Source organism: Rhodococcus sp. MPR-R1B (genome assembly GCF_058793255.1).
Genome location: NZ_JBXAFO010000013.1, coordinates 138,560 through 165,341 on the forward strand (window position 1 = coordinate 138,560; position 26,782 = coordinate 165,341).

The window sequence follows — 26,782 nt, forward strand, 5'->3', positions numbered from 1 at the left end:
TCAGTGCCCCTTCTTGTTTCGCTTTCCGGTCGGCCGCGCACCCGGCTGCGGAGCAACCGGAGCACGGCGTGCAACTGGTGCGCCGACGGCAACCGTCTGCGTACCCTTCTCGGCCAGCGTAGCCCGGCGCGAGAGCACCTTACGAGTGTGCGCGGCAACGGGTCCCCAGCGTTCCTTCATCGACACCAGGAGCGGCGTCGCGAAGAAGATCGAGGAGTACGCACCCACGATGATGCCGACGAGCTGAACGAGCGCAAGGTCCTTGAGTGTGCCGACGCCGAGCATCCAGACCGCGACAACCATCAGAGCGATCACCGGGAGCACGCTGATGACGGTCGTGTTGATCGATCGCATCAAGGTCTGATTCACCGCGAGGTTGGCCTGCTCGCCGTACGTCCGGCGCGTCAGATGCAGAACACCGCGGGTGTTCTCTTCGACCTTGTCGAACACCACCACGGTGTCGTACAGCGAGAAGCCGAGAATGGTAAGCAAACCGATCACCGTCGCGGGCGTCACCTCGAAACCGACGAGCGAGTAGACGCCGGCAGTGACGATGATGTCGAAGAACAACGCAACGATCGCAGCTACCGCCATGTCCCGCTCGAAGCGGATGGCGATGTAGATACTCACGATCACCAGGAACACAATCAGCGCGATCAGCGCCTTCTTGGTGATCTGGCCGCCCCAGGTTTCACTCACGTCCGCAAAACTGATGGCTTGCGCCGACGGGTTCCCGTTCTTGTCCTTGGGCTGGAACTCGTCGAAGAGAGCCGACTGAAGATCGTTGATCTGCGTCGCGTTCAACGTCTCCGACCGGATCTGCACGGTTGCGCTGGCACCCGAGCCGACTGTCTGCACGCTGACCGGTTCGAACCCGAGTGTGTCGGAGTAGACGGTTTCCACCGCCGACGTCTCGACTCCACCCTCGGCCGGGAACTGAATGCGTGATCCGCCTTCGAAATCGATACCGAAGGTGAAGCCGCGCAGGATGATGCTCAGCAGCGCAATGGCGACCAGAGCGCCGGTCAGTCCGTAGTAGAAGCGACGCTTGCCGACGACCTCGAACGCACCCGTTCCGGTGTACAACCGCGAGAGCCAGCTGTGCTTGGGCATCGCGCCCTGATCGACGCCGGAGTCGGTGATCTCCGACCGGGCCGCCGCATCGGCGGATTCGGCGGCGGAACTGTTGGTGGACCCCACCGGGGAGTTGTTGGACTCGCTCATGCTCGTGTCTCCTTAGCCGACGCAGCGGCGGCAACCTTACGTTCGCGGGCAACCTCTTGCACTGCGCCGAGACCGTTGACGCTGGGCTTGGACCAGAACGCCGAACGGGACGCCATGCTGACCAGTGGCCACGTCACGAGGAACACGACAATCACGTCGAGAATGGTCGTCAGACCCAAGGTGAAGGCGAAGCCTCGCACCTGTCCGACCGCCAGCACGTACAGAACCGCAGCGGCGATGAAGCTCACCGCGTTGCCGGAAAGAATTGTTCGGCGTGCTCTTGCCCAACCGCGTGGCACCGCCGAGCGGAAGCTACGGCCCTCACGCATTTCGTCCTTGATGCGTTCGAAGAACACGACGAACGAGTCGGCGGTCATACCGATACCGATGATCAGACCAGCCATGCCGGCCAAGTCGAGCGTGAAGCCGATGTATCTGCCGAGCAGAACCATGATCGCGTAGACCATGACTCCGGAGAGAATCAGCGACAACGCCGTCAGGACGCCGAGCATGCGGTAGTAGACGAGGCAGTACAGCAGAACGAGAACGAGACCGACCGCGCCGGCGATCAATGCCGCCTGCAGTGAGGCCAGGCCGAGCGTGGCCGAGACCGTCTCGGCCTCAGAGGCTGCGAACGAGAGCGGAAGCGAACCGTACTTCAGTGTGTTGGCAAGTTCTTTGGCACTCTCGGCAGTGAAACTGCCCGTGATCGAGGTGGCGCTACCCGCAGGCGTTGCACCTTGAATCGTGGGAGCGCTGACGACCTTCGAGTCGAGCGTGAACGCTGCCTGCTTGCCGATGTTGGCTGAGGTGAACTCGGCCCAGGTGTTGCTGCCGGTCGTCTTGAACGAGAGGCTGATCTCGTGGCGCGACTGCTGCGAGTTGAAGACCGAAGACGCGTCGGCAATCTCCTGGCCGTCGATGATCGAAGGACCGAGGAGATAGATGTTCAGTCCGTCTTGCGAGCACGCGACCAGCGGCAGGGTCGGGTCGTCGTTTCCACGGAGCGGATCCGCGACGGAGCAGTCGAGGTTCGCCACTGCTTGCTGCTGCACTGTCGGATCGCTGCTCTGCCGGAGGGCGCGCGCTGCGGCGATTTCCGCTGCTGCTGCGTCGCCTTCGTCGGTGCCGTCGCTCGGAGCGTCCCCGGTGGGGGCCGGAGTCGTTGTCTGCGGCGCGGGCGTTGCCTCGGGAGTAGTCGGGTCCTGAGCCAGGAACGGACGGTTCTGCGGCGTCTGCGTCCCGTCAGCGGGTGCTTCGGGGGCCGGTGCATCAGTGGCCGGAGTTTCGGCCGCCGGCGCCTCAGGCGTAGCTGTCCGATTCGCGTCACGGGTGGCGACGTCGATCGAACCCGTCACCGGGCGGATGTACAGACGAGCGGTCTGGCCGAGCGAGCGAGCCTGCGCACTGTCGTCGCCGGGAACGGTGATGACGAGGTTGTCACCGTCGACAACGACCTCGGAACCGGAAACGCCGAGACCGTTGACGCGGGTCTCGATGATTTCCTGAGCCTGCTTGAGACTGTCCTGACTGGGAGCGCTGCCGTCCGGGGTACGAGCGGTCAACGTGACGCGCGTTCCACCCTGCAGGTCGATGCCGAGTTTCGGCGTGGCCGACTTGTCTCCAGTGAAGAACACCAGGGCATACAGTGCCACTACCAGGACCCCGAAAAGGGCCAGGTAGCGGACCGGATGCACCGTTCCGGTGGAAGGTGCCACGATCTTTAAGTCTCCTCGGTAGGTGCAGAGCTTCAGTAAGTGCACGGCTCGGGTGGTCGACGACCACCCGAGCTGCGGCGTTCGAACTGCAACGATTGATCAACGGGGTGAACTGAGCTGCTGGTGTAAGAGCGGACAAACCGATCTGGACGTGTGTCCGAGTTCACAACTCTAGAACACGTACCAGTTCGACGAAGTCAGGACTCCTTGGTGAGCCGGATTTCGGTGTCGGCAGCAGACTCTTCGATCTCGGAAATCGAGTCGTCGTCGTACTCGTCGGTCTCGGTCGTCTCGACGACGCGCTCACGGATGACCAGACGCGACCAGGTGGTGATGACACCGTCCGCGATCTCGAGCTCCACGGTGTCGTCGTCCAGGGAAGCGATCGTGGCGTAGAGCCCGGCCGTGGTCTGCACCCGATCGCCGACCTGCAGCGAGTCCTGCATCTCGGAAGTCGCGGCCAAGGCCTTCTTCTGCTTGCGCATGCCCAGGAACATGGGCACCAGCAGTGCGAGGATCAAGAGGGGGAAAAGCAAACTCGACATGTGTTGATCAACCTCGGTTGTGTTGCACGTTTTACGCCGCGATGGTCCCGGATGGACCTACGCAATACACCAGTGTGCCATTAGTTGCTGAGGATTCCTGACAGATCGGCCGTTCAAGTAGGCCTTTCCAGTCGAAATTCACTCGCCGTTCGGATCGAACAACGTGGCCTGCGGTTCGTTGACACGAACCTCGATACCGCCCGCTGCGGCATCCGGCGGCGGTGTCATTCCGAGTTGAGTCCAAGCAGCGGCGGTAGCCACACGTCCTCGCGGCGTCCGGGCGATCATTCCGGCCCGGACCAGGAACGGCTCGCACACTTCTTCCACCGTCGACGGTTCCTCGCCGACGGCCACCGCAAGCGTCGACACGCCGACGGGCCCGCCGCCGAACGAACGCACCAAAGCACTCAGTACCGAACGGTCGAGACGGTCCAAGCCCAACTGGTCCACGTCGTAGACGGCCAAGGCCGCCTGAGCGACGTCCATGGTGACGATTCCGTCGGCGCGCACCTCGGCGAAGTCGCGAACCCGGCGCAGCAATCGGTTCGCGATACGCGGTGTCCCCCGCGAGCGTCGTGCGATTTCGGCACCGGCATCGACTTCGAGATCGACGCCCAGAATTCCGGCCGAACGCATCAGAATCTGTTGCAGCTCTTCGGGTTCGTAGAAATCCATGTGAGCGGTGAACCCGAAGCGGTCGCGCAACGGACCGGTCAGCGCACCCGACCGCGTAGTCGCACCGACCAGCGTGAACGGTGCAACCTCCAGAGGAATCGACGTGGCGCCCGGCCCCTTACCGACGACGACGTCGACACGGAAGTCTTCCATGGCCAGGTACAACATCTCCTCGGCCGGTCGAGCGATTCGGTGAATCTCGTCGATGAACAACACGTCGCCCTCGACGAGGTTGCTCAGCATCGCAGCCAGGTCTCCGGCGCGTTCGAGCGCCGGTCCGGACGTCAACCGCAGAGAAGAGCCCAACTCCCCCGCGATGATCATCGCCATCGACGTCTTGCCGAGCCCGGGGGGACCGGACATCAGGATGTGATCAGGCGTGCTGCCACGAAGTTTTGCTCCGGTGAGCACGAGCTGCAGTTGTTCGCGAACACGAGGTTGACCGATGAAGTCGTCGAGACTCTTGGGGCGCAGACTCGCTTCGACATCACCGTCTCCCGCCACCAATTCGGCAGAGACCTGCGACTCGTCGTCGAAATCGTCGATCGGGTCGAAGTTCATCGAGTCTTACCGAGCAGCGACAGAGCAGAACGCAGTGCGACCGACGTGGTGGCCTCGGGCGATTCCGCCAGAACCGAATCCGTGGCCTGCTCAGCCTGCTTGATCGGGAAGCCCAGACCTTCGAGAGCCTCGACGATCTGATCACGGATCGAACTGCCGACGACGACACCGGACGCCGCGCCGGCCGTCGTCGCGACGGCGTCGACCTTGTCGCGCAGTTCGACAACCATGCGCTCGGCGCCGCGTTTTCCGATACCGGGGACCCTCGTCAACGCCGTCAGGTTGCCTTCCGAGAGCGCCCGCCGCAGCGCGTCCGGTTCGAGAACTGCAAGAGTTGCCATCGCCAGGCGCGGTCCGACTCCGGAAACCGTCTGCAGGAGGCTGAACAGGTCCTTCGACTCGGTATCGGAAAAACCGTACAGCGTCATCGAGTCTTCGCGAACGATCATCGTCGTGAACAGTCGCGCTTCGCTTCCCCGGTGCAGCGCACCGAGAGTCACCGGGGTGGCATTGACCCGATAGCCGACACCTGACGCTTCGATGACCGCGTGATCGAGCGCAATATCGAGTACCTCGCCGCGTACCGACGCGATCATCGTGAACCTGCCTTCTTCGTCTCGGCCAATTTTGCCTGATACTTACGCATTTGTTCAGCGGCCATCGCCTCGGCGCGGGCCATCCGCTCGATCATCGGTGCTCGCCAGCAGTGACAGATCGCCAGCGCCAGAGCGTCGGCAGCGTCAGCCGGTTTCGGCGCCGTCTTCAAATTCAGAATTCGCGTCACCATCGCAGTGACCTGCGCCTTGTCGGCGTTACCGCTGCCGGTGACGGCGGCCTTCACCTCGCTGGGCGTGTGGAAACACACCGGAATGCCGCGTCTGGCGGCAGCGAGCGCGACAACTCCGCCTGCTTGCGCCGTCCCCATCGCGGTACTGACGTTGTGCTGCGCGAACACGCGCTCGATCGCGACCACCTCCGGCTTGTACTGCTCGATCCACAGTTCAGCCGCATCGGAGATCCGCAGAAGCCGAGAACCGAGGTCCATCTCGGCCGGAGTCCGCACCACGTCGACCGCAATGGGGCGCACTTTCCTGCCGTTGCTCCCGTCGACCACTCCCAACCCGCAGCGAGTCAAGCCTGGGTCCACTCCGAGCACGCGCACTTGTCACACCTCTCCATACCGAACAGCTGTTCGATAGCTTAGCGGTGCGCGGGACTACTACCCCGCATCAACACGCAACCCGGCCCGGACGCGGACGTCAGGACCGGGTTGAGTTGAAAAACAATCAGTCTTCGAGAGCCGCGAGAACCTCGTCGGAAAGATCGATGTTGGTGTAGACGTTCTGCACGTCGTCAGAATCTTCGAGCGCGTCGACGAGCTTGAAGATCTTGCGTGCGCCGTCGACATCCAAGGGAACCTCGACGGAAGCGCGGAAATCGGCTTCAGCGGAGTCGTAGTCGATGCCGGCTTCCTGAAGTGCCGACCGTACGGCAACCAGATCCTGTGGCTCACTGACGATTTCGAAGGTTTCACCGAGATCGGTGACTTCCTCGGCACCGGCGTCGAGCACAGCCATCAGGACGTCGTCCTCCGACTGGCCGTTCTTCTCGAGCGTGACGACACCCTTGCGAGCAAACAGGTAGGAGACGGAACCCGGGTCAGCGAGGTTGCCACCGTTACGGGTCATCGCGGTGCGAACTTCACCGGCTGCGCGGTTGCGGTTGTCGGTGAGGCACTCGATCAGAACGGCGACGCCGTTGGGTCCGTAGCCCTCGTACATGATGGTCTGCCAGTCTGCGCCGCCCGCTTCTTCACCGGCGCCGCGCTTGCGCGCACGCTCGATGTTGTCATTGGGAACAGACGTCTTCTTCGCCTTCTGGATGGCGTCGTACAAGGTGGGGTTGCCCGTGGGATCGCCACCGCCGGTTCGTGCCGCCACCTCGATGTTCTTGATCAGCTTCGCGAAGGATTTGCCACGACGTGCGTCGATCACAGCCTTCTTGTGCTTGGTGGTGGCCCATTTTGAGTGGCCGCTCATGCGATTCAAGCCCCTTTCCTGCTGCGTTGCGCACGCCGAATGCGCGTCTTTCAGCTCTGCCGATGTTACCCGTCCCACGTCACAACTCGCTGCATCCCCCGACACGAATTAGTCAAACCACGCATTGTTTGCATAGAATGCAAACATGTTGGTCCGAATAGATCACGCCTCCACAACTCCACTCGCGGAGCAGATTGCAGCCGGGGTTCGTGGCTCGGTCATCCGCGGTGAGATCGGACCAGGTGACCGCCTGCCGTCCGCTCGCGCTCTCGCCGAGTCGATCGACGTCAATCTCCACACGGTTCTTCGTGCGTACGCAACACTCCGCGACGAAGGCCTGATCGACCTCCGACGCGGACGTGGCGCCGTCATTCGCGCCGAATTCGACTCGGGAAGAACAGCTCTCAACGAATCTGCGCGCGAGTTCGTACGGCAGGCCCGAAATCTCGGACTCGACACTGCGCACATGCTCGACCTCATCAAGGAGACCAGCACACAATGACGACCAGCAAGATCCGACTCTGGACAGCAGCTTCGCTGACTCTGATCCCGACCCTGATCCTGGTTCTCGCACGCTTCGCGTGGGGTGACCGCCTACCCGAGACCGTCGCGAGCCATTGGTCCGGATCGACCCCGGACGGCTTCAGCACCACGACGACGTTTTTCGCCATCGCGCTGGTGATTTCTCTGGTGGCTGTCGTTTGCGCCTGTGTCGTCGCGGCCCGTTCGAGCGACAACGCGCCCCTGTTTCTGGCCGTCTCCTCGATCTCGAGTGCGACACTGGCGACGATCTGGATTCTGAGCGTCGCCCTGACGATCGACGCCGGGTCGCCGGAAGCCGCGCGTATCGGCTGGTGGATTCTTGCGCCGATCGCGGCGGTACTCGTAGGAGTTCTGGCATACGCGCTGCCTGACCAGCAACGAAGCGGCCCGGAGTCGCCACTGCCGACCCCGACGCTCGACACTCCGCTGACGGCCTCCGAACGTGCAGTGTGGGTCGGGCAGGTCCGCAGCGTCTGGCCGTGGATCGTTACAGCCGGCCTCGTAGTTCTCGTGATCGCGACTGCCGCGTACTCGGATTGGTGGGTTGCCGTGATCCTGGGTGTGTCCACCCTCGCCGTCACAGCATTCGCGTCGGTCACCGTGCGCGTCGACCGTCACGGTGTCGGCATCAGTTCCTGGGGCGTTCGATGGAAGAAGATCCCCATCTCGAAGGTGAAGTCCGCATCGGTCGACGCGATACGTCCAGCCGAATGGGGCGGATGGGGTTACCGAATGACACCGCGCGGAACAGCCGTCACTCTCCGCTCGGGTGAGGCCATCGTGGTCACTCTCGAGAGCGGACGACTGTTCGCCGTAACCGTCGATCACCCGGAAGACGGTGTGAAGCTGATCAATTCGTTGGTTCAGGCTGGTTGATTCACGAACAACGTCAATTCACGAACAACACGGCAGCGGCATTGCCGGCGAGGTAGAAACCGGCAATGCCGAATACCCAACCCATTGCGCTGTCGCCGTAGCGAGACATCAGCGAGTCCACTCGGCGCAGCGGCTTGTCGAGGCGGTTGCCGGCCACGACCCGCCCGCACAACAGAAGCACTGCGGGCATGGCCATGATCAGGCAGTATCCGGCAAGTATCGACGCAGACGCGACTGCGGGCAGCCCAGCAGCGGTGATCATCGCGATCGCCGCCAAGTAGGGCAACATCGTCACCAATTCGGCGGTTCCCGCAGCAATCGCGAGAAGTACAACACTTCTCGCGGAACTGGCCGAGCCGAGCACCCGCTCTCGCCAAACATGGGTTCGATCGGCCTGACCGGATGTGCGCCTCTTCTCGGAATCGAATCGAAAGCTCCACGCGAACAACGCGATACCGAGAATCAACTGCGCACCGCGGGCGGCGGGGGTTTCGAGCAGCGGGGCGACGACAGGCATGCCTGCCCGTGCCGTCGTCCAGACTGCCACCCCGACAACAAAATAGAACGTCGTGATGACCACCAGATACGTCAGCAGCCTGCGAACCTGCGGTCGTCCCGGCATCAACAACATCCAGACCGGGACGACCAATGTTCCGATGCTCGTACTGTCCAGCAGGGCGAGCCCGCCCAGCGTGGTGAGCAGGACGAGTTCCACGTCAGTCGTTTCGGCGCTCGGGTATCGCTGTCTCCCTCGTTCGGACTGCATTCACGATGTCGAAGGCACCGATGATCGCGAGGATCACGCCGAGTGGTCCGCCGCGAAACCAGAAGAACTCGGCGTCACGCGCGAACAGCCACAGACAGCCGCCACCGACGACCAAGAGAATGCCGATCATCAACTCGAAGCGAATTTTCATACGTCGAGCCTGTCTTCTCTCTCGAATCCGCACATCAGCCATCGGAACAACGCCGACCTCATCATTTGGTATGACAAGTCAGGCGCCCCGATGTGCTCTGATAAGTCTGTGGTGACCAGAAGTCGGAGTGTCGGCAAGTGGAACGATCCGCTCATCGCCTTCGGCCTGTTCGCGATCGGGGTACTCCTCTACCTGGTCGGCCTGTACCAAATGTGGACCGATGTCGGAGGTGTCGCCGACGTTCCCGCCGGGGTTCGGATCGGGATGCTGGCTCTGCTGTGTGCGATCGACTCGTTCCGGCGGGTGCGTCCGGCAACAGCTTTGGCGGCGGGGGCCGTCATCGTCGCGGTCGACGCTGCCCTGGGACCCACTCTGCCGATGTGGCTGGTCCTCTCGGATCTCACCTACGCCGCAGTTCTGTACGGGACGGCGCGGCTGGGCCGAGTGGTGTGTTCTCTGACCGCGGTGACGGTTGCCGCGCTCACCGCACTCGTCTACCTGTCCACCCAGGACGTCCGCGCTGCGGCTGGGGCAGGCGTGGTGACCGCTCTGTTCTTCGGTACACCGGTGTGGTGGGCACTGGTCATCCGTCGACAAGTCGAACTGACCGAGGCCGAACGCGAGCGTTCCAGAGTCCACGAAGCACTCGCCACTCTGGACCGCGAGGCCGCAGTCGCTCACGAACGAGCAACCATGGCGCGCGATCTGCACGACGTCATCGCAAGCCACCTCTCCGCCATCGCAATCCATTCGGAGGCGGCACTGTCCACCTCAGCTCTCTCCGGTGAACGGGGCCAACCCGACGACGGATTGAGGGAGATGATCGGAGCGATCAGATCGAGCAGTCTCGCGGGCCTTTCCGAGATGCGGTCGATGATCGAACTGCTCCACGCCGGGGACGACGAGACCCCGGACCCGCGTTCCTCTCCCCCGCGGCTGACCGAGTTGCCCGTCGTCCTGGACGCAGTTCGGGCAGCCGGCGCCGCCGTGCACGTTGCGATCGACATCGATACTGCCGACCTGCCGAGCGTGGTCGATCACACGGCGTACCGGATCACCCAGGAGGCGTTGACCAATGCGCTCAAGCATGCGCCTGGTGCACCGATCTCGATGTCGATCTCTCTCCAGCACAATGCATTACAGATCGAGATCCGAAACCCCGTCGGTCGCGACACATCCAGTTTTCGGGCGGGAACGCACGGACTTGCAAACATGCGTCACCGCGCCGAACTGCTGGGCGGTTCACTCGACGCACTTCCGGTCGACGGAGAATGGACGGTATGCGCACAGCTACCGGTCCCCGCGCCGAACGGAACGGATCAGTGATCACCGTCGCCCTGGTCGACGACCACGCCGCGATCCGGTCCGGACTCGCGATGATCCTGCGGCAGCACGACGACATCGATGTCGTTGCAGAAGCCGGTGACGGAGCGTCGGCGATCACCGTCACCCGCACGCATCAACCCGACGTCGTACTCATGGACGTCCGGATGCCAGGCACCGACGGCATCGAGGCGACGCGTCAGATCATCGGGACGACCCGCAGCCGGGTTCTGGTGTTGACCACCTTCGACCTCGACGAATACGTCTTCGCGGCCCTGCGCGCCGGTGCTTCGGGATTCCTGCTCAAGACTGCGACCGCGGACGAGCTGACCAGCGCTATCCGCAACGTCGCGGCCGGAGATGCAGTGCTCGCTCCGCGTGCGGCGCGTGCACTGATCGGCGAGTTCGTGCAGCGCGCACCCAAACCCACCGAACCGCTGGGATTGAGCGAGCTCACCGACCGTGAACGCGAGGTCCTCGCGCTGTTGGGGACGGGTATGTCCAACGCCGAACTGTCGCGTGAACTCGGAGTCGGTGCTCCGACGGTGAAGTCGCACGTGTCGCGAGTTCTGTCGAAGTTGCACCTCACCTCACGCGTCCAGGCGGCGATCCTTGCCCGCGAACTGGAGCTGTAGGTTCGGCCGAGGCTGACTACTCCAGTTATCCGCGAACCAGATCGACGAACATCTCGTGCACTCGACGGTCCCCGGTAACCTCGGGATGGAAAGAAGTGGCGATCACCGAGCCCTGCCGAACCGCGACGATCCGGCCCGCGGCCTCCCCCGCGGCGGCGGGAACCTGCGCAAGGACCTCAACGCCCGGCCCAACTCGCTCCACCCACGGCGCGCGGATGAAGACAGCGCGAATGGGATCACCGATGATGCCCTCGAACTCCAGGTCGGACTCGAAAGAATCGACCTGCCGACCGAAAGCGTTGCGGCGCACCGTCATGTCGATGGCGCCGAGATGCTCGGCGTCCGGCCGGGTGTCTAGTACCTCGCTGGCGAGCAGAATCATGCCCGCACACGATCCGTAAGCCGGCAGCCCGCCGCGGAGTCGCTCACGAAGCGGTTCCAGCAGCTCGAATACCTGCAGAAGCCGGCTCATCGTGGTGGATTCGCCACCGGGGATCACGATGCCGTCGACCTTGTCGAGTTCCTCCGGGCGCCGGATACCCACCGCATCCGCTCCCGAATCATCGAGTGCGGCAAGGTGTTCGCGAACATCACCTTGGAGGGCGAGTACACCGATCAACGGACGCGTCATCACACAGTTCCTGTCTTGTTCTCACGGCTGTTCTTGCTCTCATGGCTGTCGGGTTCGCGTTCGAGACGCGTCAAACCCTCCTGAACCACCGCTGCCACCATGTTGCCATCGCGATCGTAGATACGCCCCTGAGTGAGCGCGCGACCAAAACCTGCCGACGGCGACGTCTGGTCGTAGAGCAACCACTCGTCGGCCCGGAACGGACGCAGGAACCACATCGCGTGATCGAGCGAAGCAGTCTGCGTCTTCACGCCGCGGTGCGGGACTTTGGAAGTTCCGAGCAGGGTCATGTCACTGAGGTACGCGAGGGTGCAGATGTGCAGCAGCGGACGATCCGGCAGAGCCTCGCGGTAGCGCATCCACACGCGTTGTTGCGCGGCGAGATCCGGCGCTGACGCGCTCTGCTCAGCGGGCACAATTCTGATGTCCCAGTTCTTCCACTCCTGATAGAACTGCGATTCAGCCAACTTCGGAACGGTCTGCGCGTCCGGCAAGTCCTCCGGCGCCGGAACGGAGGGCATCCGGTCCTGGTGCTCGATACCTTCGTCGTCGACGTGGAACGAGGCCGACATCGTGAAGATCGTCTTGCCGTCCTGAACTGCATTCACCCGGCGGGTGCAGAACGAGCGCCCGTCGCGGATGCGGTCCACCAGGTAGACCGTCGGAATCTTCGGATTGCCCGGGCGCAGGAAATATCCGTGCAACGAGTGCACGTGGTAGCTCTCGTCAACGGTGCTCACGGCAGAAACCAACGACTGCCCGGCAACCTGCCCGCCGAACGTCCGTTGAAGTGCGGTGGGATGGACCGCACCACGGAAGATGTCCTTCTCCAGGTGTTCGAGCGCGAGGATCTCCTCGATACCAACCATGAGTCCTCCGAAAACATAGACCGCCGCACTGGGCGCGATGACGGTTCACAATATCGCCTCGGCGAGCGGGCACGGCACCATGGTGGGCGTGAGTACATTCATCCCGTCCAGTCCCCTCGCCTTGGCCGAGCAGATTGCAACGCTGAGCGGATCGTTTCCGTCGGTGGCGGTAGTAGCGATCGACGGACCTGATTGTGCACAGCCGTCTCGGCTCGCGGAACTGGTCGGCACCGCCGTCGAGTCGCGCAACAGGCCGAGTGCTGTTGTGTCACTGCACGACTACGTACGGCCGGCTTCGCTGCGATACGAGTTCGGCCACGAGGATACGCTGAGTTACCGCACTATCTGGTTCGACTATCGGGCACTCGATCGTGAAGTGATCACCGCAGCCCGCACCAAACGGGCGTTCTTGCCGAAACTCTGGGACGAACCCACCGATCGATCGGCTCGTTCGACCCGTATCCCCGTCCATGAGCGCGCGGTCATCGTGATCGCCGGTCCGATGTTGCTCGGGCGCGGGCTGGAGTTCGACGTCAGCGTCCGCCTGGACATGAGCGAACCTGCCATGCGGCGGCACACACCGGAGGCAGATCTGTGGACCGTCGAGGCACTCCTCGAACACCGATCAGAAGTGTCCGAGGAGGTCGATTTCGAGGTCAGATACGACCATCCGGCCCGGCCTGCGGTGCGGTCTCGCCAGTGAAGGTCTCACTGCGATTGATCTCACGTCGGCCGACCTCACTTCGGGCGATACAGCCTGGTCAGACCCTCCTGGACGACTGCAGCAACCATATTTCCTCGGCTGTCGAAGATTCGTCCCTGAGTCAGTGCGCGACCGAAGCCCGCTGACGGCGACGTCTGGTCGTACAACAGCCACTCGTCGGCGCGGAACGGCCGCAGGAACCACATGGCGTGATCGAGCGAAGCGCTTTGCATGGCCACGTCCATGTGGGGGCCGCGGGAAGATCCGAGCAGCGTCATGTCGCTCATGTAGGCAAGCGTGCACACGTGAAATACCGGGTCGTCCGGGAGTGCCTCGCGGGAACGAAACCACACTTGCTGCTGCGCGGCAGCGCCCGGACGTTTGTCGATGTCGGCCTTCGGCACCATTCGAAGGTCCCAATCGGACCACTCACGCGCCAGCCACGCAGTCTCGGGATCCTCCGAATCCTGGGCGATGGCCAAGGTCTCGGGGTCAGGAACGGGTGGCATCTCGTCCTGGTGCTCGATGCCTTCGTCTTGGACGTGGAAGGACGCCGACATCGTGAAAATGGCTTGCCCGTCTTGAATTCCGGTGACCAAGCGGGTCGCGAACGATCGACCGTCCCGAACACGATCAACCAGAAAAACCGTCGGCTCCATCGGATTTCCCGGACGCAGGAAATATCCGTGCAACGAATGAACCGAGTAGGCCGGATCGACCGTGCGTACCGCCGACACCAATGCCTGTCCGGCGACCTGGCCGCCGAAAGTGCGGGTCAGGGTGGTCTCCGCGATGATTCCTCGAAAGATGTCCCGCTCGAGGCGTTCCAACTCCAGAATTTCTTCGATCCTCGCCATCGATGCTCCACATCTCCCCGTGTACCGACGTCTACCGACCTTCACACAATGCCTGACGCACCCCCGGCCACCAAAGTGGGCATACAAAATCATGGAGTTGCACGCCGCCCTACTCAGAATGGGGGTGGATCGTCTCCGCCGTCGAAGGTCCTCCTCCGGGCCTTCTTCTTCATTCGGAGGTGCATTCGTAACCGCTGCCGCCGGCGTTCACCCCGCACACGAGCGGCTTTGTTTTCCAGACGTGTGCGCCGACGCCGACCACCCTCGGGCAGTACAGGCTCGAGCATTCCCGCCAGCAGACCTGACGGCCTAGTTCGGTAGCAATGTCCGGTCGGCGAGGTCAGCATGACACTCCGGTCCGGGTTCGAGATATGCAACCACTGACCGGAATGCTTGAGGCGGTGATGGTTTCGACAATACGCACTCAGATTCGACGCCACGGTCTTTCCACCACAAGTGGGATCGCGATGATCAAAGGGCTCAGTGTGATCAAGATCTGAATTCCATGCAGCGACATCGCAGTGCAACCACTGGCAGCTTCCTGCGATCACCCGCACCCAGGTGTCGAGGACAGCGCCGGGGCGGTAGACCGACGCCGAAGGAACAACGGGCGGAGGTACTGGCTCGCCCTCACCGGAAGACTCGAGCGCGGCATCGGCTGGTACCTTCACCTTCCGAATCAGCGCACCCGCGGCGATGTCACGCGCATGCTCTGCACTGATCACTCCATAACCGTCGAGGTGAGCGGGTTCGTCTGCACCTGGTGCGTCACCGCCCTGAAGCGTTGATTCCAGCATGACCACGTGAACCAACGGCCGACGCACCACCACAATCCCGCTTCGATCTTGTGGGCACTCGTCCCGGCCGCAATCGCACGGCAGAATCGTCGACCCGGATACCAACGCTCCCAATGCGTCAGCTCGTCGTTGCTCGTACTTACGGGAATCGTGTCGACACACCGACATTGCCAACTCCCGCAACCGACGGTCGAAAGCCCGTGCTTCCTCCGCCGGAATACTCCCCAATATCCGCGCCATTCCGTCCTCGGCAGCGCTCACACCCACGAACCGATCAGCCAGGGCGCGGCGTCGACGTTCGCGTATCCCCTCGGGATCCACCACGGCGACGATCCGGTCGATAGCCGCTGTCAATCGGCGACCCGTCAAGCCGGTACCGCCAGGCATCGGTGGCGCCGAGATCTTTTCGAGGAGTTGCCGTTCCACCTCGTCGATCAAATCGTCGGCTACGTTGGCCGTAGCGGAGTCGATCAATCCGACCCGATACAGATCCAGTTCTCCGCGCGCCATTGCGGCACGCGTGCGATGGAGGCGAGTCTTGAGAGAAAAGCCGAGACCGATCAACTTTCCCGCTGCGGCACGGCCCATGGTCAATGCCGCGCCGAGCTCGGCCTCAGCCAGTTCGTGAGCGGTAGACGACCAAGCACCGTTATCAGTGTGGCCAGCGCTGCGACGCTCGAAAAACTCGGCAATGGCAGCCAGTTTCCGTTCCACGAGCATCGATTCGCGCGCATGCAGATCGGCGATGAGATCGATGAGGGCGCAGTCGGATTCAGCACCGGACAGCTGCGCTGCGGTACCCGAACTTCCTACTCCGTCATCGAACATTCCTCAACATTATTCGAATATCCGTTCGATATCCATGATTTCCAGGAATCAGTCCGAACAATCCTGATTGACCGAAAATTGTTGCGGAGCAACCTTTGCGGCCACTCGTGTTCCGGCAACGGATTCCCCTACTGAACCAGGGCGTTGATAATGCGGGCAGCTTCGGCCGGGTAGATAGGGCGGTCGGACCCACCACTCAATACCCAGTGGACTGGACTACCTTCGTCTAGGACTCGGAGTTGCACGTCGAGCGGAAACGCATCGATGTCAGCCGAGTCGACTCCAAAGACATGGACAATCTCATGCCCAGGTCGCCCCTCGAACTCGAAGATGTTCTCTACGACCTCGAGCAACTCGACGCTTCCCAACGTGACGCCGAGTTCCTCCGCGAACTCGCGCCGCAGCGCTGCCTCGGCCGTCTCACCGAACTCGATACCGCCACCGATCAATCGATGAAAGTTCTCCCCCGTGACAGAGTCCGTGCCGTCGAGTATGAGTATGTGACCGGAACGGACAGGTATCCCCAGTGAGATGTTACGAATTGACGACATACGACACAGTTTAGGTGGCCAACTCGAACACCATTTTGAATCCGACGACGGCGAATATCACCAAAAGTGATGGGGTGGGCGCAAATACGACTTGGACTTGCCGAGACTCCCGATGACAGACTCGAACACCATTCCCGGACAAAAGAACCCATTGAGGAACCGATGAACGACGCAAGTACCTGGACCGCACGACTCGCCGCACTCGACCTGACCCTCCCGCCTGTTGCCACCCCCGCAGGCTCATACCTCCCCGCCGTTCAGACGGGGTCATACGTCTACACGTCGGGGCAATTGCCGCTCGTCGACGGCACTACGACGTGCATCGGTAAGTTGGGCGAGGGCGTCTCCGTCGAAGACGCCGCCCAGGCGGCGCGGTTGTGCACTCTCAACGGACTCGCGGCAGTCGATGCCTTAGTCGGGCTCGATCGCATCGTTCGGGTCGTCAAGGTCGTTGGATTTGTTGCTTCCGGATCGGGATTTTCGCAGCAACCCCAGGTGATCAACGGTGCGTCCGACCTGCTGGCCGAGATCTTCGGTTCGGCTGGACAACACACCCGCTCAGCGATCGGCGTCGCCGAACTACCCCGAAACAGTGCCGTCGAGGTCGAGTTCGTGTTCGAGGTATCGGACAGCATCTGATCGGTCTGCCACACCCCGAAGGGGGGGGGGGGGGGGGGGGGGGGTTGCCAACGCAACCGCCGCCCCTTCGTCTGTGAGGACTTTCAGGCACTGGGGCCGGTCGTCGAACCTGCTGTCACCAACCGCGCTCTGCGAGGCGGTGTCCGACAGGCAGGTCGTCGACGTTGATACCGACCATTGCCTCGCCGAGTCCGCGCGAGACCTTGGCGAGCACGTCCGGGTCGTCGTAGAACGTGGTGGCCTTGACGATGGCCTCGGCGCGCTGCTTCGGGTTGCCGGACTTGAAGATGCCCGATCCGACGAACACGCCCTCGGCGCCGAGCTGCATCATCATGGCAGCGTCTGCCGGGGTCGCGATGCCGCCCGCGGTGAACATGGTGACAGGCAGCTTGCCGGCCTTGGCGACCTCGACGACCAGTTCGTACGGGGCCTGCAGTTCCTTGGCGGCTACGTACAGTTCGTCCTCGCTCAGCGAGGTCAACCGGCGGATCTCGCCTCGGATGGTGCGCATGTGGGTGGTGGCGTTGGAGACGTCTCCGGTGCCTGCTTCACCCTTCGAGCGGATCATGGCCGCGCCTTCGTTGATGCGACGGAGCGCTTCACCGAGGTTGGTGGCGCCACAGACGAAGGGAGCGGTGAACTTCCACTTGTCGATGTGGTTGGCGTAGTCGGCCGGGGTCAGGACCTCGGACTCGTCGATGTAGTCGACGCCGAGGCTCTGCAGGATCTGCGCTTCGACGAAGTGACCGATGCGTGCCTTCGCCATGACGGGAATGCTGACGGTGGAGATGATGCTGTCGATCATGTCCGGGTCACTCATGCGCGAGACGCCGCCCTGTGCGCGAATGTCTGCGGGGACCCGCTCGAGTGCCATGACGGCAACGGCGCCGGCGTCTTCGGCGATCTTGGCCTGCTCAGCGGTGACCACGTCCATGATCACACCGCCCTTGAGCATTTCAGCCATGCCGCGCTTGACGCGGGCGGTGCCGATGGCGGTGGTGGGGGCAGAGTCGGGGGTGCTCACAGCAAACTCCTGCAGTAGTGGCGTGACGAAAGAAACAAGGCACGGCGAACACACGAGTACATTCGCGCGGAGGCCTCTGGCCAGAACTCTAGGACTAACCGGCCTTCGATTCCGTATCCAATTTGCCATTGCTGGCCTTAAACTGCCCGCGAGAACTGAACGACCGAAGGATCAGCGGATGGAACGCACTTCCGGATCCTCGGTACCGTCCGCGATCGTCGCCGCTTCCACCAGGAGGTTTGCCAGATCCAACGGGTAGACCGGCTCACCGGACTTGGCCAATTGGCGGATCTCGTCGGCGCTGCACCAGCGATGGCCGGTGATGGCACGCTGCTCCAATTCCGTGTGGCCTTGGAAGACCGGCTCGAAGCCGTGAGTGCGCGTAGCGAAGAACAGCTCTTCCGAACGGATCAGCTCACCGTCGAACGGGAAAATTGCCACACGACGCCAGAGCGGACCTCGCAGATTCTCCGGAGCCACGACGAATCCGGTCTCCTCCTCGATCTCACGAACGGCAGCCGCCCGCAGGTGTTCGCCCCGTTCGAGCCCGCCGCCGACGGTGAACCAGAAGTAAGTGTTCGGGATCTTGGGATCGTGCCCGCGCAACAGCAGCACCCGATCGTCCTCGTCCAGCATCACCACGCGAGCAGAGGTCCGTGACGTATCCACGGTGATGCCCTCGGGCACCGCCGCCGCGGTCGTGCGCTCGGAGATCTCGAAATACTGAGGCAGCGGTGCCGTTCCACCGAGATGTAGCCAGCGAACAAGTCGACGCGTACGCAACGCGAGAGTGTCTCGCACCGCGTCGTTGTGGAACCGCCGGGCGATCAGCACGCGCGCCTCGGCATCGGCCAGTTCGGCGACCAGTTGAGGTCGCAGCGACGTCGTGCCATAGGCAGCAAGAGCATTGGACAGCCGGTTCTCGGCAAGCTCGCGATCCTGACGATCCGCACGTTCGGCGGCGTCCGCCAAGGTGACGAATCTGCGGGCGTCGTCGGCGCTCATGTCCACAGCCGCCGCGCGGACAACCGCGGCACGACGGGACAGAGCCGCATCGAGCGCCAACCACGACTGATCCGAACGCACATGCAGTCGATCGAGTCGGTTCGCCGTCCCGTACGCCCACAGTCCGACGACCAGGACGACGGCAGCGACGAGCCCGAGAATGAAGATTGTCAGAGCGGAGAAGGTCATGAACCCACCACGCGTACGCCGGTGCCGCCAACCGTGACGGTCTCGTAGACACGCAGGATCTGTTCGGCCACCACCGGCCAGTCGTATTCGGCAACAACACTTGTCGCGGTGTTGACCAGCGCGCGTCGTCGATCCGGGTCACCGAGAACGGAATCGATTGCCTCTGCCAAGGCATCGGAGTTCCCGATGGGGACCAGCAAGCCGGCCTGACCGTCGCGAAGAACACGGCGAAAAGCGTCCAACTCACTGGCCACGACGGCAGTGCCAGCCGCCATGGCCTCGACCAGCACGATCCCGAAGCTCTCACCACCGAGATTGGGCGCGCAGTAGACGTCCGCACTGCGAAGCGCCGACGCTTTCTCCTCATCGCTGACCTGCCCGAGCAGGCGGAGATGCTTGAAGTACTTTCCCGCCTCTTTGCGGAGTTTCTCCTCGTCGCCGCGTCCGACCACGATCACTTCGAGGTCCGGATGACGCTCGACCAACTCCGGCAGCGCACCGAGGAGGACGGCCATCCCCTTGCGCGGTTCGTCGTAGCGACCGAGGAACAGAATGGTTCCGCCCTCGCGCGGGTAGCCGGGCAACAGATCGGCCTCGGCAAACGCTGCGACATCGACGCCGTTGGGGATCTCGACCGCGTCGGATCCGAGAGACTCGACCTGCCAACGACGCGCCAACTCCGAGACTGCGATCCGGCCGCTGATCTTCTCGAGATACGGAGCCAAGACACCCTGAAACGTGCTCAGCACCAACGACTTCGTGGTCGACGTGTGGAAGGTGGCGACGATCGGGCCTTCCGCGATGCGCAACGCGAGCATGGACAGACTCGGCGCATTGGGTTCGTGGATATGTAGAACGTCGAAGTCACCTTCCGCGATGAACTTGCGGAGGCGGTTGTTCGCCGTCGGGCCGAAAGACAACCGCGCAACAGAACCGTTGTAGGGAATCGCGACGGCTTTACCTGCGGAAACCACAAAATCCGGCAACTCGTCGTCATCGGACGACGGCGCAAGCACACTCACTTTGTGACCACGTTCGATCAGCACCTCGGCCAGATCCACCACGTGCGCCTGGACGCCGCCGGGGACGTCGAAGGAGTACGGGCAGATCATGCCGATTTTCATTCACCCTCCATGCGGGCGAGCCGCGATTCGGAAAGGTCCGAGCGCCACAGCGGTTGAAGCATGTGCCAGTCAGCGGGGTGCGCTGCGATGTTGACCGCGAAACGGTCGGCAAGTGCTTGCGTGGCCGGGCCGACTCCGCCGGATACGTCGATCGGCGGGTCGATCTTGAAGCCCCATCCGTCGGGTGTGAACCAGCAGTGGACCGGTAGCAGCGGCGCGCCGGTGTCGATCGCGAGCTTCGCCGGGCCGGCGGGCATGCGAGTGGGTTCTCCGAAGAACGTGACTGGCACACCCTTCTTCGCCAGATCGCGCTCCCCCAACAGGCACACGATCTTGTTCTCACGCAGATGCTTGGAGAGTTCGACGAACGGTGGATGCTCCCCGCCGCTGAGCGGGAAGATCTCGAAGCCGAGACTCTCGCGATAGTCGACGAACCGTTCGTACAGGGATTCGGGCTTGAGCCGCTCGGCAACGGAGGTCAACCCGCCCCACTGCTGAACGCACCACACGCCGGCCATGTCCCAATTACCGCTGTGAGGCAGCGCCAATACCGCGCCATGACCTGCAGCCATTGCCTTTTCCAGATGCTCCTGGCCCTCGACCAGCGCATGCAGCGCCTTACCTGTCGCGACCAGGTCCATCGACGGAAGACGAAACGCCTCACGCCAATACCGGGCGTACGAGCGCATCGAATCCTTGATCAACTGATCCGGAACTTGCTCCGGCGTCGTGCCCAGAACTCTCGCGAGGTTCTTCCTGAGTTGTTCGGGTCCGCCCTTGCGTACCGCGAAATCCGCTCCGGCGTCGAACAGCTTGACCGCCACCGATTCCGGCAGGCTTCTCACCAGCCGCCAACCCGCGGCGTATCCCAGGTCGGTTGCACGCTCGGCAAAGCTCATTTCTCTGCCTCGCCGTCCGTGTCCGGCGCACCTTCGACCGTCGATGCGGCCGGGGCGATCGGCAGAAGTTCCCGAGCGCCAGGGGAATTGCGCACCGCGAGCACTCGCTGGAAGACCGTCACGATGCTTCCGGCGGCAAGTACCCACATCGCGATGTGGATTGCCCACGGAAGACCCATACCCGTCAGGCCGGATCCGACCAACACGATGATCAGTCGGTCCGGGCGCTCGATCCACCCGCCGTCCGCAGTCAGCCCGCTCGCCTCCGCACGCGCCTTCGCGTACGAGATGACCTGCGAGGTGACGAGGCAGATGAGCGTCGCGACGAGCAGCCACTTGCTGTTCTCGTGGTAGACCGCCCACCAGGCCAGGCCGGCAAAAATCGCGCCGTCGGCGACGCGGTCGCAGGTCGCGTCCAGTACCGCCCCGTACCGCGTTCCGCCGCCGCGAGCACGAGCCATTGCGCCGTCGAGCATGTCGAACATGACGAAGAACCAGATGAACATGGTTCCCCAGAACAGATGTCCGGACGGAAACAGCGTCACCGCACCGGCGACGCTTGCCACCGTGCCGATCACCGTCACCGAGTCCGGCGTCAGACCGGTCTTGACCAGCGCCTTCCCCATAGGTGCCGTCACCTTGGACACCGATGCGCGCCCGAAGAAGCTCAACACCGCAGGAACCCTCCCCGTCGTGAGTTCCGGTTCGGAACTCGTTGCAGCAATGCATCCTGCCATGAAGCCGGATGCGTCAACCTATTGTTGCCAGGCACCGGCGAGTAGTCCCCTGGTCTCACGCAGCAATTGCGGCATCACCTTGACCCCACCGAGCACGGTGATGAAGTTGGCGTCGCCGCCCCAACGTGGCACTACGTGTTGGTGAAGGTGCTCGGACAGCGAACCGCCCGCAGCGGCACCGAGATTCAGGCCGACGTTGAATCCGTGAGGATTCGACACGCTCTTGATCACCCGCAACGCCTGCTGGGTGAACGCCATCAACTCGGCGCTCTCCTCCGGCGTCAGGTCTTCGAGTGCCGCGACCTTGCGGTACGGAACCACCATCAGGTGCCCCGGGTTGTACGGATACAGGTTCAGAACCGCATAGACATGCTCACCGCGGGCAACGATGAGCCCTTCTTCGTCCGACATCTTCGGAATGTCGATGAACGGTTCACCCGTCGTGCCCGGGGTGTTGGGTGCCTCGGTGATGTACGACATCCGATGTGGCGACCAAATACGCTGCAAATGATCAGGATCGCCGACGCCGTGGTCGATCAGCGAACCCGGACCGTCGTCACCGGGGGCGCTCACTGCGCCACGCTTGGCTGCACCAGTTCGGCTGTCGGCGAAGCGTTCTCGCGGCGGCCGATCCACTCGGTGATGATCCGGACGGCGTCGTCGACGGGAATGCCGTTGATCTGGGTGCCGTCGCGGAAACGGAAGCTGACCGCGCCGGCCTCCACGTCACGCTCGCCCGCGAGGAGCATGAACGGGACCTTTTGCGTGGTGTGGTTACGGATCTTCTTCTGCATACGGTCGTCACTGAAGTCGACCTCGGCGCGAACACCGGCTGCCTTGAGCTTCTTCGTGACGTCGAACAGGTGATCGGCGAAGGCCTCGGCCACCGGGATTCCGACGACCTGCACCGGCGCCAGCCACGCCGGGAACGCGCCCGCGTAGTGCTCGGTCAGGACACCGAAGAACCGCTCGATCGAGCCGAACAGCGCGCGGTGGATCATGACCGGACGAGTCTTGACGCCGTCGTTGCCGGTGTATTCGAGCTCGAACCGCTCGGGCAGGTTGAAGTCGAGCTGGATGGTCGACATCTGCCAGGTGCGGCCGAGTGCGTCCTTGACCTGAACGGAGATCTTGGGACCGTAGAACGCGGCTCCGCCCGGATCCGGCACCAGAGTCAGGCCGGAAGCTTCGCCGACCTCGGCGAGGGTTGCAGTTGCCTCTTCCCAGACGTCGTCGCTACCGACGAATTTGTCCGGGTTCTTGGTGGACAGCTCGAGGTAGAAGTCGTCGAGGCCGTAGTCCTTTAGCAGGTTCAGCACGAACTGCAGCGTGGTGGTCAGCTCGTCGCGCATCTGCTCACGGGTGCAGTAGATGTGAGCGTCGTCCTGGGTCATGCCGCGCACGCGGGTCAGGCCGTGGATGACGCCGGACTTCTCGTAGCGGTAGACCGAGCCGAATTCGAAGAGCCGCAACGGCAATTCACGGTACGAGCGTCCGCGAGCACGGAAGATCAGGTTGTGCATCGGGCAGTTCATCGGCTTGAGGTAGTAGTCCTGGCCCGGCTTGCGCACGGTGCCGTCCTCGTTCAGTTCCTCGTCGACGTGCATCGCCGGGAACATGCCGTCGCGGTACCAGTCGAGGTGACCGGAAACCTCGTACAGATGCCCCTTGGTGATGTGCGGAGTGTTGACGAACTCGTAGCCCGCCTCGATGTGGCGGCTGCGCGAGTAGTTCTCCATCTCGGTGCGGATGATGCCGCCCTTGGGATGGAACACCGGCAGACCCGAACCGAGCTCGTCGGGGAAGCTGAAGAGGTCCAGTTCGGTACCGAGCTTGCGGTGATCACGACGCTCGGCCTCGGCGAGCAGTTCGAGGTATTCGTCCTGAGCCTCGGTGGACTCCCACGCGGTGCCGTAGACACGCTGAAGATCGGCGTTGTCCTGGTTGCCACGCCAGTAGGCGGCGGAGCTTCGGGTCAACTTGAAGGCCGGGATGTGCTTGGTGGTCGGAATGTGCGGGCCGCGGCACAGATCGGACCAGATCTTGTCGCCGGTACGAGGATCGAGATTGTCGTAGATGGTCAGCTCGTTGCCGCCCACCTCCATGATCTCGGGATCGTCGATACCGGACTTGTCGTCGATCAATTCGAGCTTGAAGGGCTCGTCGGCCAACTCGACCCGAGCGTCCTCGATCGAATCGACGACTCGACGCGAAAAGCGCTGTGATCCCTTGATGATCTGCTTCATACGCTTTTCGAGCTTGGCCAGATCCTCCGGAGTGAACGGGCGGTCCACCGCGAAGTCGTAGTAGAAGCCGTCCTTGATCGGCGGACCGATGCCGAGCTTCGCGTCGGGGAATTCTTTCTGAACCGCCTGCGCGAGGACGTGGGCCGCGGAGTGCCGGATGACGCTGCGGCCGTCCTCGGTGGATGCTGCCACCGGCTCGACGTCGACATCGACCTCAGGTGTCCACGACAGATCCTTGAGCGTTCCCTCGCCATCGCGGACAACGACGATCACGTCGGGCCCCTTCGTGGGGTATCCGGCTTCGCGCACTGCAGTCCCGGCGGTCGTCCCCGCGGGCACCCGAAGTGGGGCGGCTGAGTGCTCTGGCGCGGGACTGGTCACGGCGATGTGCTCCTAATAGGTATTGCGACAAGTTAGACAGGCGTCGTACCCACTGCGAGCACGCGCACGATCATGTTATCGGCCCTACCGACATGGTGAGACAACCGAGTGAAGGAAACCGGGCCGCGTTCAACTCACAGCGGCGACTCGAGCCACGAGTAGTCCAGGCCCACCCATGTCCCGATCAGGCCGAAAGTGCCGAGCACCCACAAAGTCGCCAAGACGATCACTGTGGTGAACAGAACGCCCAACCCTTTGACGAACAGCGACTGCTTGCCGAACCATTCCATGAACCGGTCGTATCGAGCCTTCGCGAAATGAAGGAGTCGATGTGCCCACGCGAACTCCGACGCCAGGATGCCGAGGCCGCCGAAAACGATGAGCCAACCGGGCCCGGGGTACGGAATAGCCACGATGCCGGCGGCGAACACGATCGTGCCCACGACTCCGACGCCGATGCGGTACGCAAGATTGAGGGTGGGCCGCGCGGCGATTCCCGCGCGCCACCGCTCCCAGCGGGACTCTGCGTCCTGGAAGACGGACAGGTCTGAATCGTCGACGGAAGAATCGACCTTTTCGGTACTCAAAGCAGTCACCTTTTCGGTCGCGAAATGTCTCTTCGACCAGGCTACCGAAATCGTCGCCCGGCGACCTGCGACGACGGTCTGCATGCCGAAATAACCGTGCCCTCGAACAGCTGTGCTCTCAAACGACTGAAGGCGTCCCCGATGATCGGGAACGCCTTCAGTGTTTTTCTGTGGTCCCGGCTGGGATCGAACCAGATGTGATATACCTGCTCGGAGCATCTAACCATAAGGTAAGAGGCATCAAGGAGTGCTACCCCGTGCCAAGATATGCCAACTTCTGACACTCTAGGGCCCACGTAGGGCCCACGACATCAAGGAAATCAGCTGCATGGCCAGAAAAGTCTTCGGACGCATTGAAAAGTTGCCGTCAGGCCGGTACCGAGCCCGCCACCCCGACCCCACTCCGGGCAGCGCGGAACGTATCCCTGCACCCAGCACGTTCAGCACGAAAGGCGCGGCACAGACCTGGCTGAACACGCAGCAAGACGCAATCGCCGGGGGCACCTGGGTACACCCAGACGCCGCGGCCGTGGCACAGCAGGTCACCCAGGCCGAGAAGGCACGTAAAGCTGTCGCGTTCGGTGTGTACGCCGAGAAATGGGTCGCCACCAGGACCAATAGCAAGGGCGAGCCGCTACGCCCACGAACCCGCAAGGAATACGAGCGGATGCTTGGCACAACCGGATCGCTATTCCATTGGTCGGCAACACCCATCAATGAAATACGCCCCGACGCAGTCCGCGAGTGGCGATCTGAACTACTCGCAACGGGTAAGGCCACGGCCACCGCGAGGGCCTACGACTTAATGAAATCGATATTGAAAACAGCCGTAGAAGACGTCCTGATCAGCGTAAACCCTTGCAAAATCAAAGGTGGCTCGCTCACCACCACGGGGAAGTCCACAACGCCGCCGACCGAGGTCGAGCTAGACATCGTCATCGACAAGATCGTGCCGAAGTACAAACCTTTCGTGATCATCGCCGCCGCCGGCGGTCTGCGATTCGGTGAGGTCATCGGCCTGACCAGCGACGACGTGGCAGTTGAGCGCGACGGCGACGGAGAGGTGGACGCGGTGCGGATCGCTGTCGTGCGCAGCATCGTCGAAGGCAACGGCATCGCCAAGGTAGCCGGACCTCCGAAGAGCGCCGCAGGGCGACGAATCATCGCTATTTTCGGCCACGACGCCCGGATCGTGGCCGCCCACGTCGAGTCCGTGAAACCGGGTGCACTGCTGTGGACAGACCGTAGCGGCGGCTACGTTTCACAGAGCACAGTGAATAACCACTGGCGAAAGGCTCGGGCAGCAGCAGGCCGCTCCGACCTGGCGTTTCACTCGCTGCGCCACTATGCAGGAACTCGCTACGCGCAAACCGGGGCTACCGTGGCCGAGACTATGGCGCGGCTGGGACACAGCAGCGTGAAGGCCGCAATGCGGTACCAGCATGCCGGTACCCGTGACGACGAACTCGCAAGGCGCGCTTCACGTCGGTGACGCCGGCCACCACGCCGCGCCGCATCAGTGCGAGGTGGTTGCTATCCCGTCGTCGGGGTGTTCACCGAACCCAGCGCTGGCCATACGTCGGGGGCAGAGGGCGTCCACATTCGACGCGTCGGTATGTGCGTAGGTCCGCAGGACCAGTGTTCGACGACTGCGCGGCA

Annotated in this window: 29 protein-coding genes; 7 read left to right on the forward strand and 22 right to left on the reverse strand. The window is 62.9% G+C overall.

What is annotated here, in order from left to right; translation table 11 throughout:
* The 7 genes from secF to AC1Q61_RS19355 all read right to left on the reverse strand — a co-directional run bounded on the left by secF (position 1) and on the right by AC1Q61_RS19355 (position 6,762).
* On the reverse strand, positions 1-1,224 hold the full coding sequence (secF, locus tag AC1Q61_RS19325; RefSeq protein ID WP_007732958.1) for a protein translocase subunit SecF: 1,224 nt from the start codon (positions 1,222-1,224) through the stop codon (positions 1-3).
* Positions 1,221-2,942 carry a protein translocase subunit SecD gene (gene secD, locus AC1Q61_RS19330; protein ID WP_007732956.1) on the reverse strand — a complete coding sequence of 574 codons (1,722 nt, stop codon included), beginning with the start codon at positions 2,940-2,942 and terminating at the stop codon, positions 1,221-1,223. Before secD ends, secF begins: the two co-directional genes overlap by 4 nt.
* Positions 2,943-3,139: 197 nt before the next feature.
* Positions 3,140-3,487, reverse strand: a complete 348-nt coding sequence (gene yajC / locus AC1Q61_RS19335) for a preprotein translocase subunit YajC (protein WP_492650807.1) — start codon at positions 3,485-3,487, stop codon at positions 3,140-3,142.
* Positions 3,488-3,625: 138 nt separating this feature from the next.
* Positions 3,626-4,723, reverse strand: coding sequence for a Holliday junction branch migration DNA helicase RuvB (ruvB, locus tag AC1Q61_RS19340; protein WP_003943304.1), 1,098 nt, complete (start codon positions 4,721-4,723; stop codon positions 3,626-3,628).
* Complete coding sequence (gene ruvA, locus AC1Q61_RS19345) at positions 4,720-5,319, reverse strand: Holliday junction branch migration protein RuvA (RefSeq protein WP_007732953.1); 600 nt, start codon at positions 5,317-5,319, stop codon at positions 4,720-4,722. The genes ruvB and ruvA overlap by 4 nt, the downstream gene beginning before the upstream one ends.
* A complete protein-coding gene (ruvC, locus tag AC1Q61_RS19350; protein WP_003943325.1) occupies positions 5,316-5,885 on the reverse strand; it encodes a crossover junction endodeoxyribonuclease RuvC in 570 nt (189 codons plus the stop codon). Before ruvC ends, ruvA begins: the two co-directional genes overlap by 4 nt.
* Before the next feature lie 124 nt (positions 5,886-6,009).
* Positions 6,010-6,762 (reverse strand): YebC/PmpR family DNA-binding transcriptional regulator, encoded by a 753-nt coding sequence (locus AC1Q61_RS19355; RefSeq protein WP_007732951.1) that lies wholly within the window; start codon positions 6,760-6,762, stop codon positions 6,010-6,012.
* 145 nt (positions 6,763-6,907) lie between these two features.
* On the opposite strand from AC1Q61_RS19355, the gene AC1Q61_RS19360 reads away from it, so the two are divergent.
* A complete protein-coding gene (locus tag AC1Q61_RS19360) occupies positions 6,908-7,264 on the forward strand; it encodes a GntR family transcriptional regulator (protein ID WP_003943322.1) in 357 nt (118 codons plus the stop codon).
* Entirely contained in the window at positions 7,261-8,181 is a 921-nt protein-coding gene (locus tag AC1Q61_RS19365) for a hypothetical protein (RefSeq protein ID WP_064112870.1), read from the forward strand. Before AC1Q61_RS19360 ends, AC1Q61_RS19365 begins: the two co-directional genes overlap by 4 nt.
* Before the next feature lie 13 nt (positions 8,182-8,194).
* Here AC1Q61_RS19365 and AC1Q61_RS19370 read toward each other — a convergent pair whose 3' ends face one another.
* Together AC1Q61_RS19370 and AC1Q61_RS19375 are read right to left on the reverse strand one after the other, a co-directional pair.
* A complete protein-coding gene (locus AC1Q61_RS19370; protein WP_064112869.1) occupies positions 8,195-8,896 on the reverse strand; it encodes a GAP family protein in 702 nt (233 codons plus the stop codon).
* A gap of 1 nt (position 8,897) precedes the next feature.
* Entirely contained in the window at positions 8,898-9,098 is a 201-nt protein-coding gene (locus tag AC1Q61_RS19375) for a hypothetical protein (protein WP_003943331.1), read from the reverse strand.
* A 111-nt stretch (positions 9,099-9,209) separates the two neighbouring features.
* Here AC1Q61_RS19375 and AC1Q61_RS19380 point away from each other — a divergent pair, with 111 nt between their 5' ends.
* Positions 9,210-10,424: a sensor histidine kinase gene (locus AC1Q61_RS19380; protein WP_228232990.1), complete on the forward strand. Its 1,215-nt coding sequence runs from the start codon at positions 9,210-9,212 to the stop codon at positions 10,422-10,424.
* On the forward strand, positions 10,379-11,056 hold the full coding sequence (locus AC1Q61_RS19385; RefSeq protein ID WP_051649471.1) for a response regulator: 678 nt from the start codon (positions 10,379-10,381) through the stop codon (positions 11,054-11,056). The genes AC1Q61_RS19380 and AC1Q61_RS19385 overlap by 46 nt, the downstream gene beginning before the upstream one ends.
* Positions 11,057-11,081: 25 nt before the next feature.
* Here the strand turns inward: AC1Q61_RS19385 and pdxT are convergent, their stop codons facing one another.
* Both pdxT and tesB read right to left on the reverse strand, forming a co-directional pair.
* Positions 11,082-11,687, reverse strand: coding sequence for a pyridoxal 5'-phosphate synthase glutaminase subunit PdxT (gene pdxT, locus AC1Q61_RS19390; protein WP_007732937.1), 606 nt, complete (start codon positions 11,685-11,687; stop codon positions 11,082-11,084).
* A complete protein-coding gene (gene tesB, locus AC1Q61_RS19395) occupies positions 11,687-12,556 on the reverse strand; it encodes an acyl-CoA thioesterase II (RefSeq protein ID WP_007732935.1) in 870 nt (289 codons plus the stop codon). The genes pdxT and tesB overlap by 1 nt, the downstream gene beginning before the upstream one ends.
* Positions 12,557-12,635: 79 nt before the next feature.
* Between tesB and AC1Q61_RS19400 the strand changes: the two genes are divergently transcribed.
* A complete protein-coding gene (locus AC1Q61_RS19400; protein ID WP_042920002.1) occupies positions 12,636-13,259 on the forward strand; it encodes a nucleoside/nucleotide kinase family protein in 624 nt (207 codons plus the stop codon).
* A 35-nt stretch (positions 13,260-13,294) separates the two neighbouring features.
* Here the strand turns inward: AC1Q61_RS19400 and AC1Q61_RS19405 are convergent, their stop codons facing one another.
* The 3 genes from AC1Q61_RS19405 to AC1Q61_RS19415 form a co-directional block, all read right to left on the reverse strand.
* On the reverse strand, positions 13,295-14,116 hold the full coding sequence (locus AC1Q61_RS19405; RefSeq protein WP_003943337.1) for an acyl-CoA thioesterase: 822 nt from the start codon (positions 14,114-14,116) through the stop codon (positions 13,295-13,297).
* Positions 14,117-14,229: 113 nt separating this feature from the next.
* The gene (locus AC1Q61_RS19410) at positions 14,230-15,741 is read right to left on the reverse strand and encodes an HNH endonuclease signature motif containing protein (RefSeq protein WP_193595335.1); all 1,512 of its coding nucleotides are present in this window, start codon (positions 15,739-15,741) and stop codon (positions 14,230-14,232) included.
* A gap of 128 nt (positions 15,742-15,869) precedes the next feature.
* Complete coding sequence (locus AC1Q61_RS19415) at positions 15,870-16,292, reverse strand: NUDIX domain-containing protein (RefSeq protein WP_030536863.1); 423 nt, start codon at positions 16,290-16,292, stop codon at positions 15,870-15,872.
* A gap of 162 nt (positions 16,293-16,454) precedes the next feature.
* Here AC1Q61_RS19415 and AC1Q61_RS19420 point away from each other — a divergent pair, with 162 nt between their 5' ends.
* Entirely contained in the window at positions 16,455-16,931 is a 477-nt protein-coding gene (locus AC1Q61_RS19420) for a RidA family protein (RefSeq protein ID WP_054827787.1), read from the forward strand.
* Positions 16,932-17,046: 115 nt separating this feature from the next.
* On the opposite strand, the gene pdxS is transcribed toward AC1Q61_RS19420, so the two are convergent.
* The 8 genes from pdxS to AC1Q61_RS19460 all read right to left on the reverse strand — a co-directional run bounded on the left by pdxS (position 17,047) and on the right by AC1Q61_RS19460 (position 25,081).
* Positions 17,047-17,955, reverse strand: coding sequence for a pyridoxal 5'-phosphate synthase lyase subunit PdxS (gene pdxS, locus AC1Q61_RS19425; protein WP_003943338.1), 909 nt, complete (start codon positions 17,953-17,955; stop codon positions 17,047-17,049).
* Positions 17,956-18,126: 171 nt separating this feature from the next.
* Positions 18,127-19,149 carry an NUDIX hydrolase gene (locus tag AC1Q61_RS19430; protein WP_042919908.1) on the reverse strand — a complete coding sequence of 341 codons (1,023 nt, stop codon included), beginning with the start codon at positions 19,147-19,149 and terminating at the stop codon, positions 18,127-18,129.
* Complete coding sequence (locus AC1Q61_RS19435) at positions 19,146-20,273, reverse strand: glycosyltransferase family 4 protein (protein ID WP_003943332.1); 1,128 nt, start codon at positions 20,271-20,273, stop codon at positions 19,146-19,148. The genes AC1Q61_RS19430 and AC1Q61_RS19435 overlap by 4 nt, the downstream gene beginning before the upstream one ends.
* Positions 20,270-21,172 carry a phosphatidylinositol mannoside acyltransferase gene (locus AC1Q61_RS19440; protein WP_030536867.1) on the reverse strand — a complete coding sequence of 301 codons (903 nt, stop codon included), beginning with the start codon at positions 21,170-21,172 and terminating at the stop codon, positions 20,270-20,272. Before AC1Q61_RS19440 ends, AC1Q61_RS19435 begins: the two co-directional genes overlap by 4 nt.
* Positions 21,169-21,846: a phosphatidylinositol phosphate synthase gene (pgsA, locus tag AC1Q61_RS19445; RefSeq protein WP_007732918.1), complete on the reverse strand. Its 678-nt coding sequence runs from the start codon at positions 21,844-21,846 to the stop codon at positions 21,169-21,171. The genes AC1Q61_RS19440 and pgsA overlap by 4 nt, the downstream gene beginning before the upstream one ends.
* Before the next feature lie 81 nt (positions 21,847-21,927).
* Positions 21,928-22,482 (reverse strand): ATP adenylyltransferase, encoded by a 555-nt coding sequence (locus tag AC1Q61_RS19450; RefSeq protein ID WP_003943307.1) that lies wholly within the window; start codon positions 22,480-22,482, stop codon positions 21,928-21,930.
* The gene (gene thrS, locus AC1Q61_RS19455; protein WP_007732914.1) at positions 22,479-24,536 is read right to left on the reverse strand and encodes a threonine--tRNA ligase; all 2,058 of its coding nucleotides are present in this window, start codon (positions 24,534-24,536) and stop codon (positions 22,479-22,481) included. Before thrS ends, AC1Q61_RS19450 begins: the two co-directional genes overlap by 4 nt.
* A gap of 134 nt (positions 24,537-24,670) precedes the next feature.
* Positions 24,671-25,081: a TIGR02611 family protein gene (locus AC1Q61_RS19460; protein WP_492650825.1), complete on the reverse strand. Its 411-nt coding sequence runs from the start codon at positions 25,079-25,081 to the stop codon at positions 24,671-24,673.
* Positions 25,082-25,451: 370 nt separating this feature from the next.
* On the opposite strand from AC1Q61_RS19460, the gene AC1Q61_RS19465 reads away from it, so the two are divergent.
* The gene (locus AC1Q61_RS19465; RefSeq protein WP_492650808.1) at positions 25,452-26,615 is read left to right on the forward strand and encodes a tyrosine-type recombinase/integrase; all 1,164 of its coding nucleotides are present in this window, start codon (positions 25,452-25,454) and stop codon (positions 26,613-26,615) included.
* The last annotated feature ends 167 nt before the right edge of the window (positions 26,616-26,782 follow it).

Bases quoted from the DNA above. Each gene is read 5' to 3' on its own strand.
- secF (WP_007732958.1), bottom strand. From the start codon at position 1,224: ATGAGCGAGTCCAACAACTCCCCGGTGGGGTCCACCAACAGTTCCGCC.
- yajC (WP_492650807.1), bottom strand. From the start codon at position 3,487: ATGTCGAGTTTGCTTTTCCCCCTCTTGATCCTCGCACTGCTGGTGCCC.
- ruvB (WP_003943304.1), bottom strand. From the start codon at position 4,723: ATGAACTTCGACCCGATCGACGATTTCGACGACGAGTCGCAGGTCTCT.
- ruvA (WP_007732953.1), bottom strand. From the start codon at position 5,319: ATGATCGCGTCGGTACGCGGCGAGGTACTCGATATTGCGCTCGATCAC.
- AC1Q61_RS19355 (WP_007732951.1), bottom strand. From the start codon at position 6,762: ATGAGCGGCCACTCAAAATGGGCCACCACCAAGCACAAGAAGGCTGTG.
- AC1Q61_RS19360 (WP_003943322.1), top strand. From the start codon at position 6,908: ATGTTGGTCCGAATAGATCACGCCTCCACAACTCCACTCGCGGAGCAG.
- AC1Q61_RS19365 (WP_064112870.1), top strand. From the start codon at position 7,261: ATGACGACCAGCAAGATCCGACTCTGGACAGCAGCTTCGCTGACTCTG.
- AC1Q61_RS19375 (WP_003943331.1), bottom strand. From the start codon at position 9,098: ATGAAAATTCGCTTCGAGTTGATGATCGGCATTCTCTTGGTCGTCGGT.
- AC1Q61_RS19385 (WP_051649471.1), top strand. From the start codon at position 10,379: ATGCGCACAGCTACCGGTCCCCGCGCCGAACGGAACGGATCAGTGATC.
- pdxT (WP_007732937.1), bottom strand. From the start codon at position 11,687: ATGACGCGTCCGTTGATCGGTGTACTCGCCCTCCAAGGTGATGTTCGC.
- tesB (WP_007732935.1), bottom strand. From the start codon at position 12,556: ATGGTTGGTATCGAGGAGATCCTCGCGCTCGAACACCTGGAGAAGGAC.
- AC1Q61_RS19400 (WP_042920002.1), top strand. From the start codon at position 12,636: ATGGTGGGCGTGAGTACATTCATCCCGTCCAGTCCCCTCGCCTTGGCC.
- AC1Q61_RS19405 (WP_003943337.1), bottom strand. From the start codon at position 14,116: ATGGCGAGGATCGAAGAAATTCTGGAGTTGGAACGCCTCGAGCGGGAC.
- AC1Q61_RS19410 (WP_193595335.1), bottom strand. From the start codon at position 15,741: ATGTTCGATGACGGAGTAGGAAGTTCGGGTACCGCAGCGCAGCTGTCC.
- AC1Q61_RS19415 (WP_030536863.1), bottom strand. From the start codon at position 16,292: ATGTCGTCAATTCGTAACATCTCACTGGGGATACCTGTCCGTTCCGGT.
- AC1Q61_RS19420 (WP_054827787.1), top strand. From the start codon at position 16,455: ATGAACGACGCAAGTACCTGGACCGCACGACTCGCCGCACTCGACCTG.
- AC1Q61_RS19430 (WP_042919908.1), bottom strand. From the start codon at position 19,149: ATGACCTTCTCCGCTCTGACAATCTTCATTCTCGGGCTCGTCGCTGCC.
- AC1Q61_RS19435 (WP_003943332.1), bottom strand. From the start codon at position 20,273: ATGAAAATCGGCATGATCTGCCCGTACTCCTTCGACGTCCCCGGCGGC.
- AC1Q61_RS19440 (WP_030536867.1), bottom strand. From the start codon at position 21,172: ATGAGCTTTGCCGAGCGTGCAACCGACCTGGGATACGCCGCGGGTTGG.
- AC1Q61_RS19465 (WP_492650808.1), top strand. From the start codon at position 25,452: ATGGCCAGAAAAGTCTTCGGACGCATTGAAAAGTTGCCGTCAGGCCGG.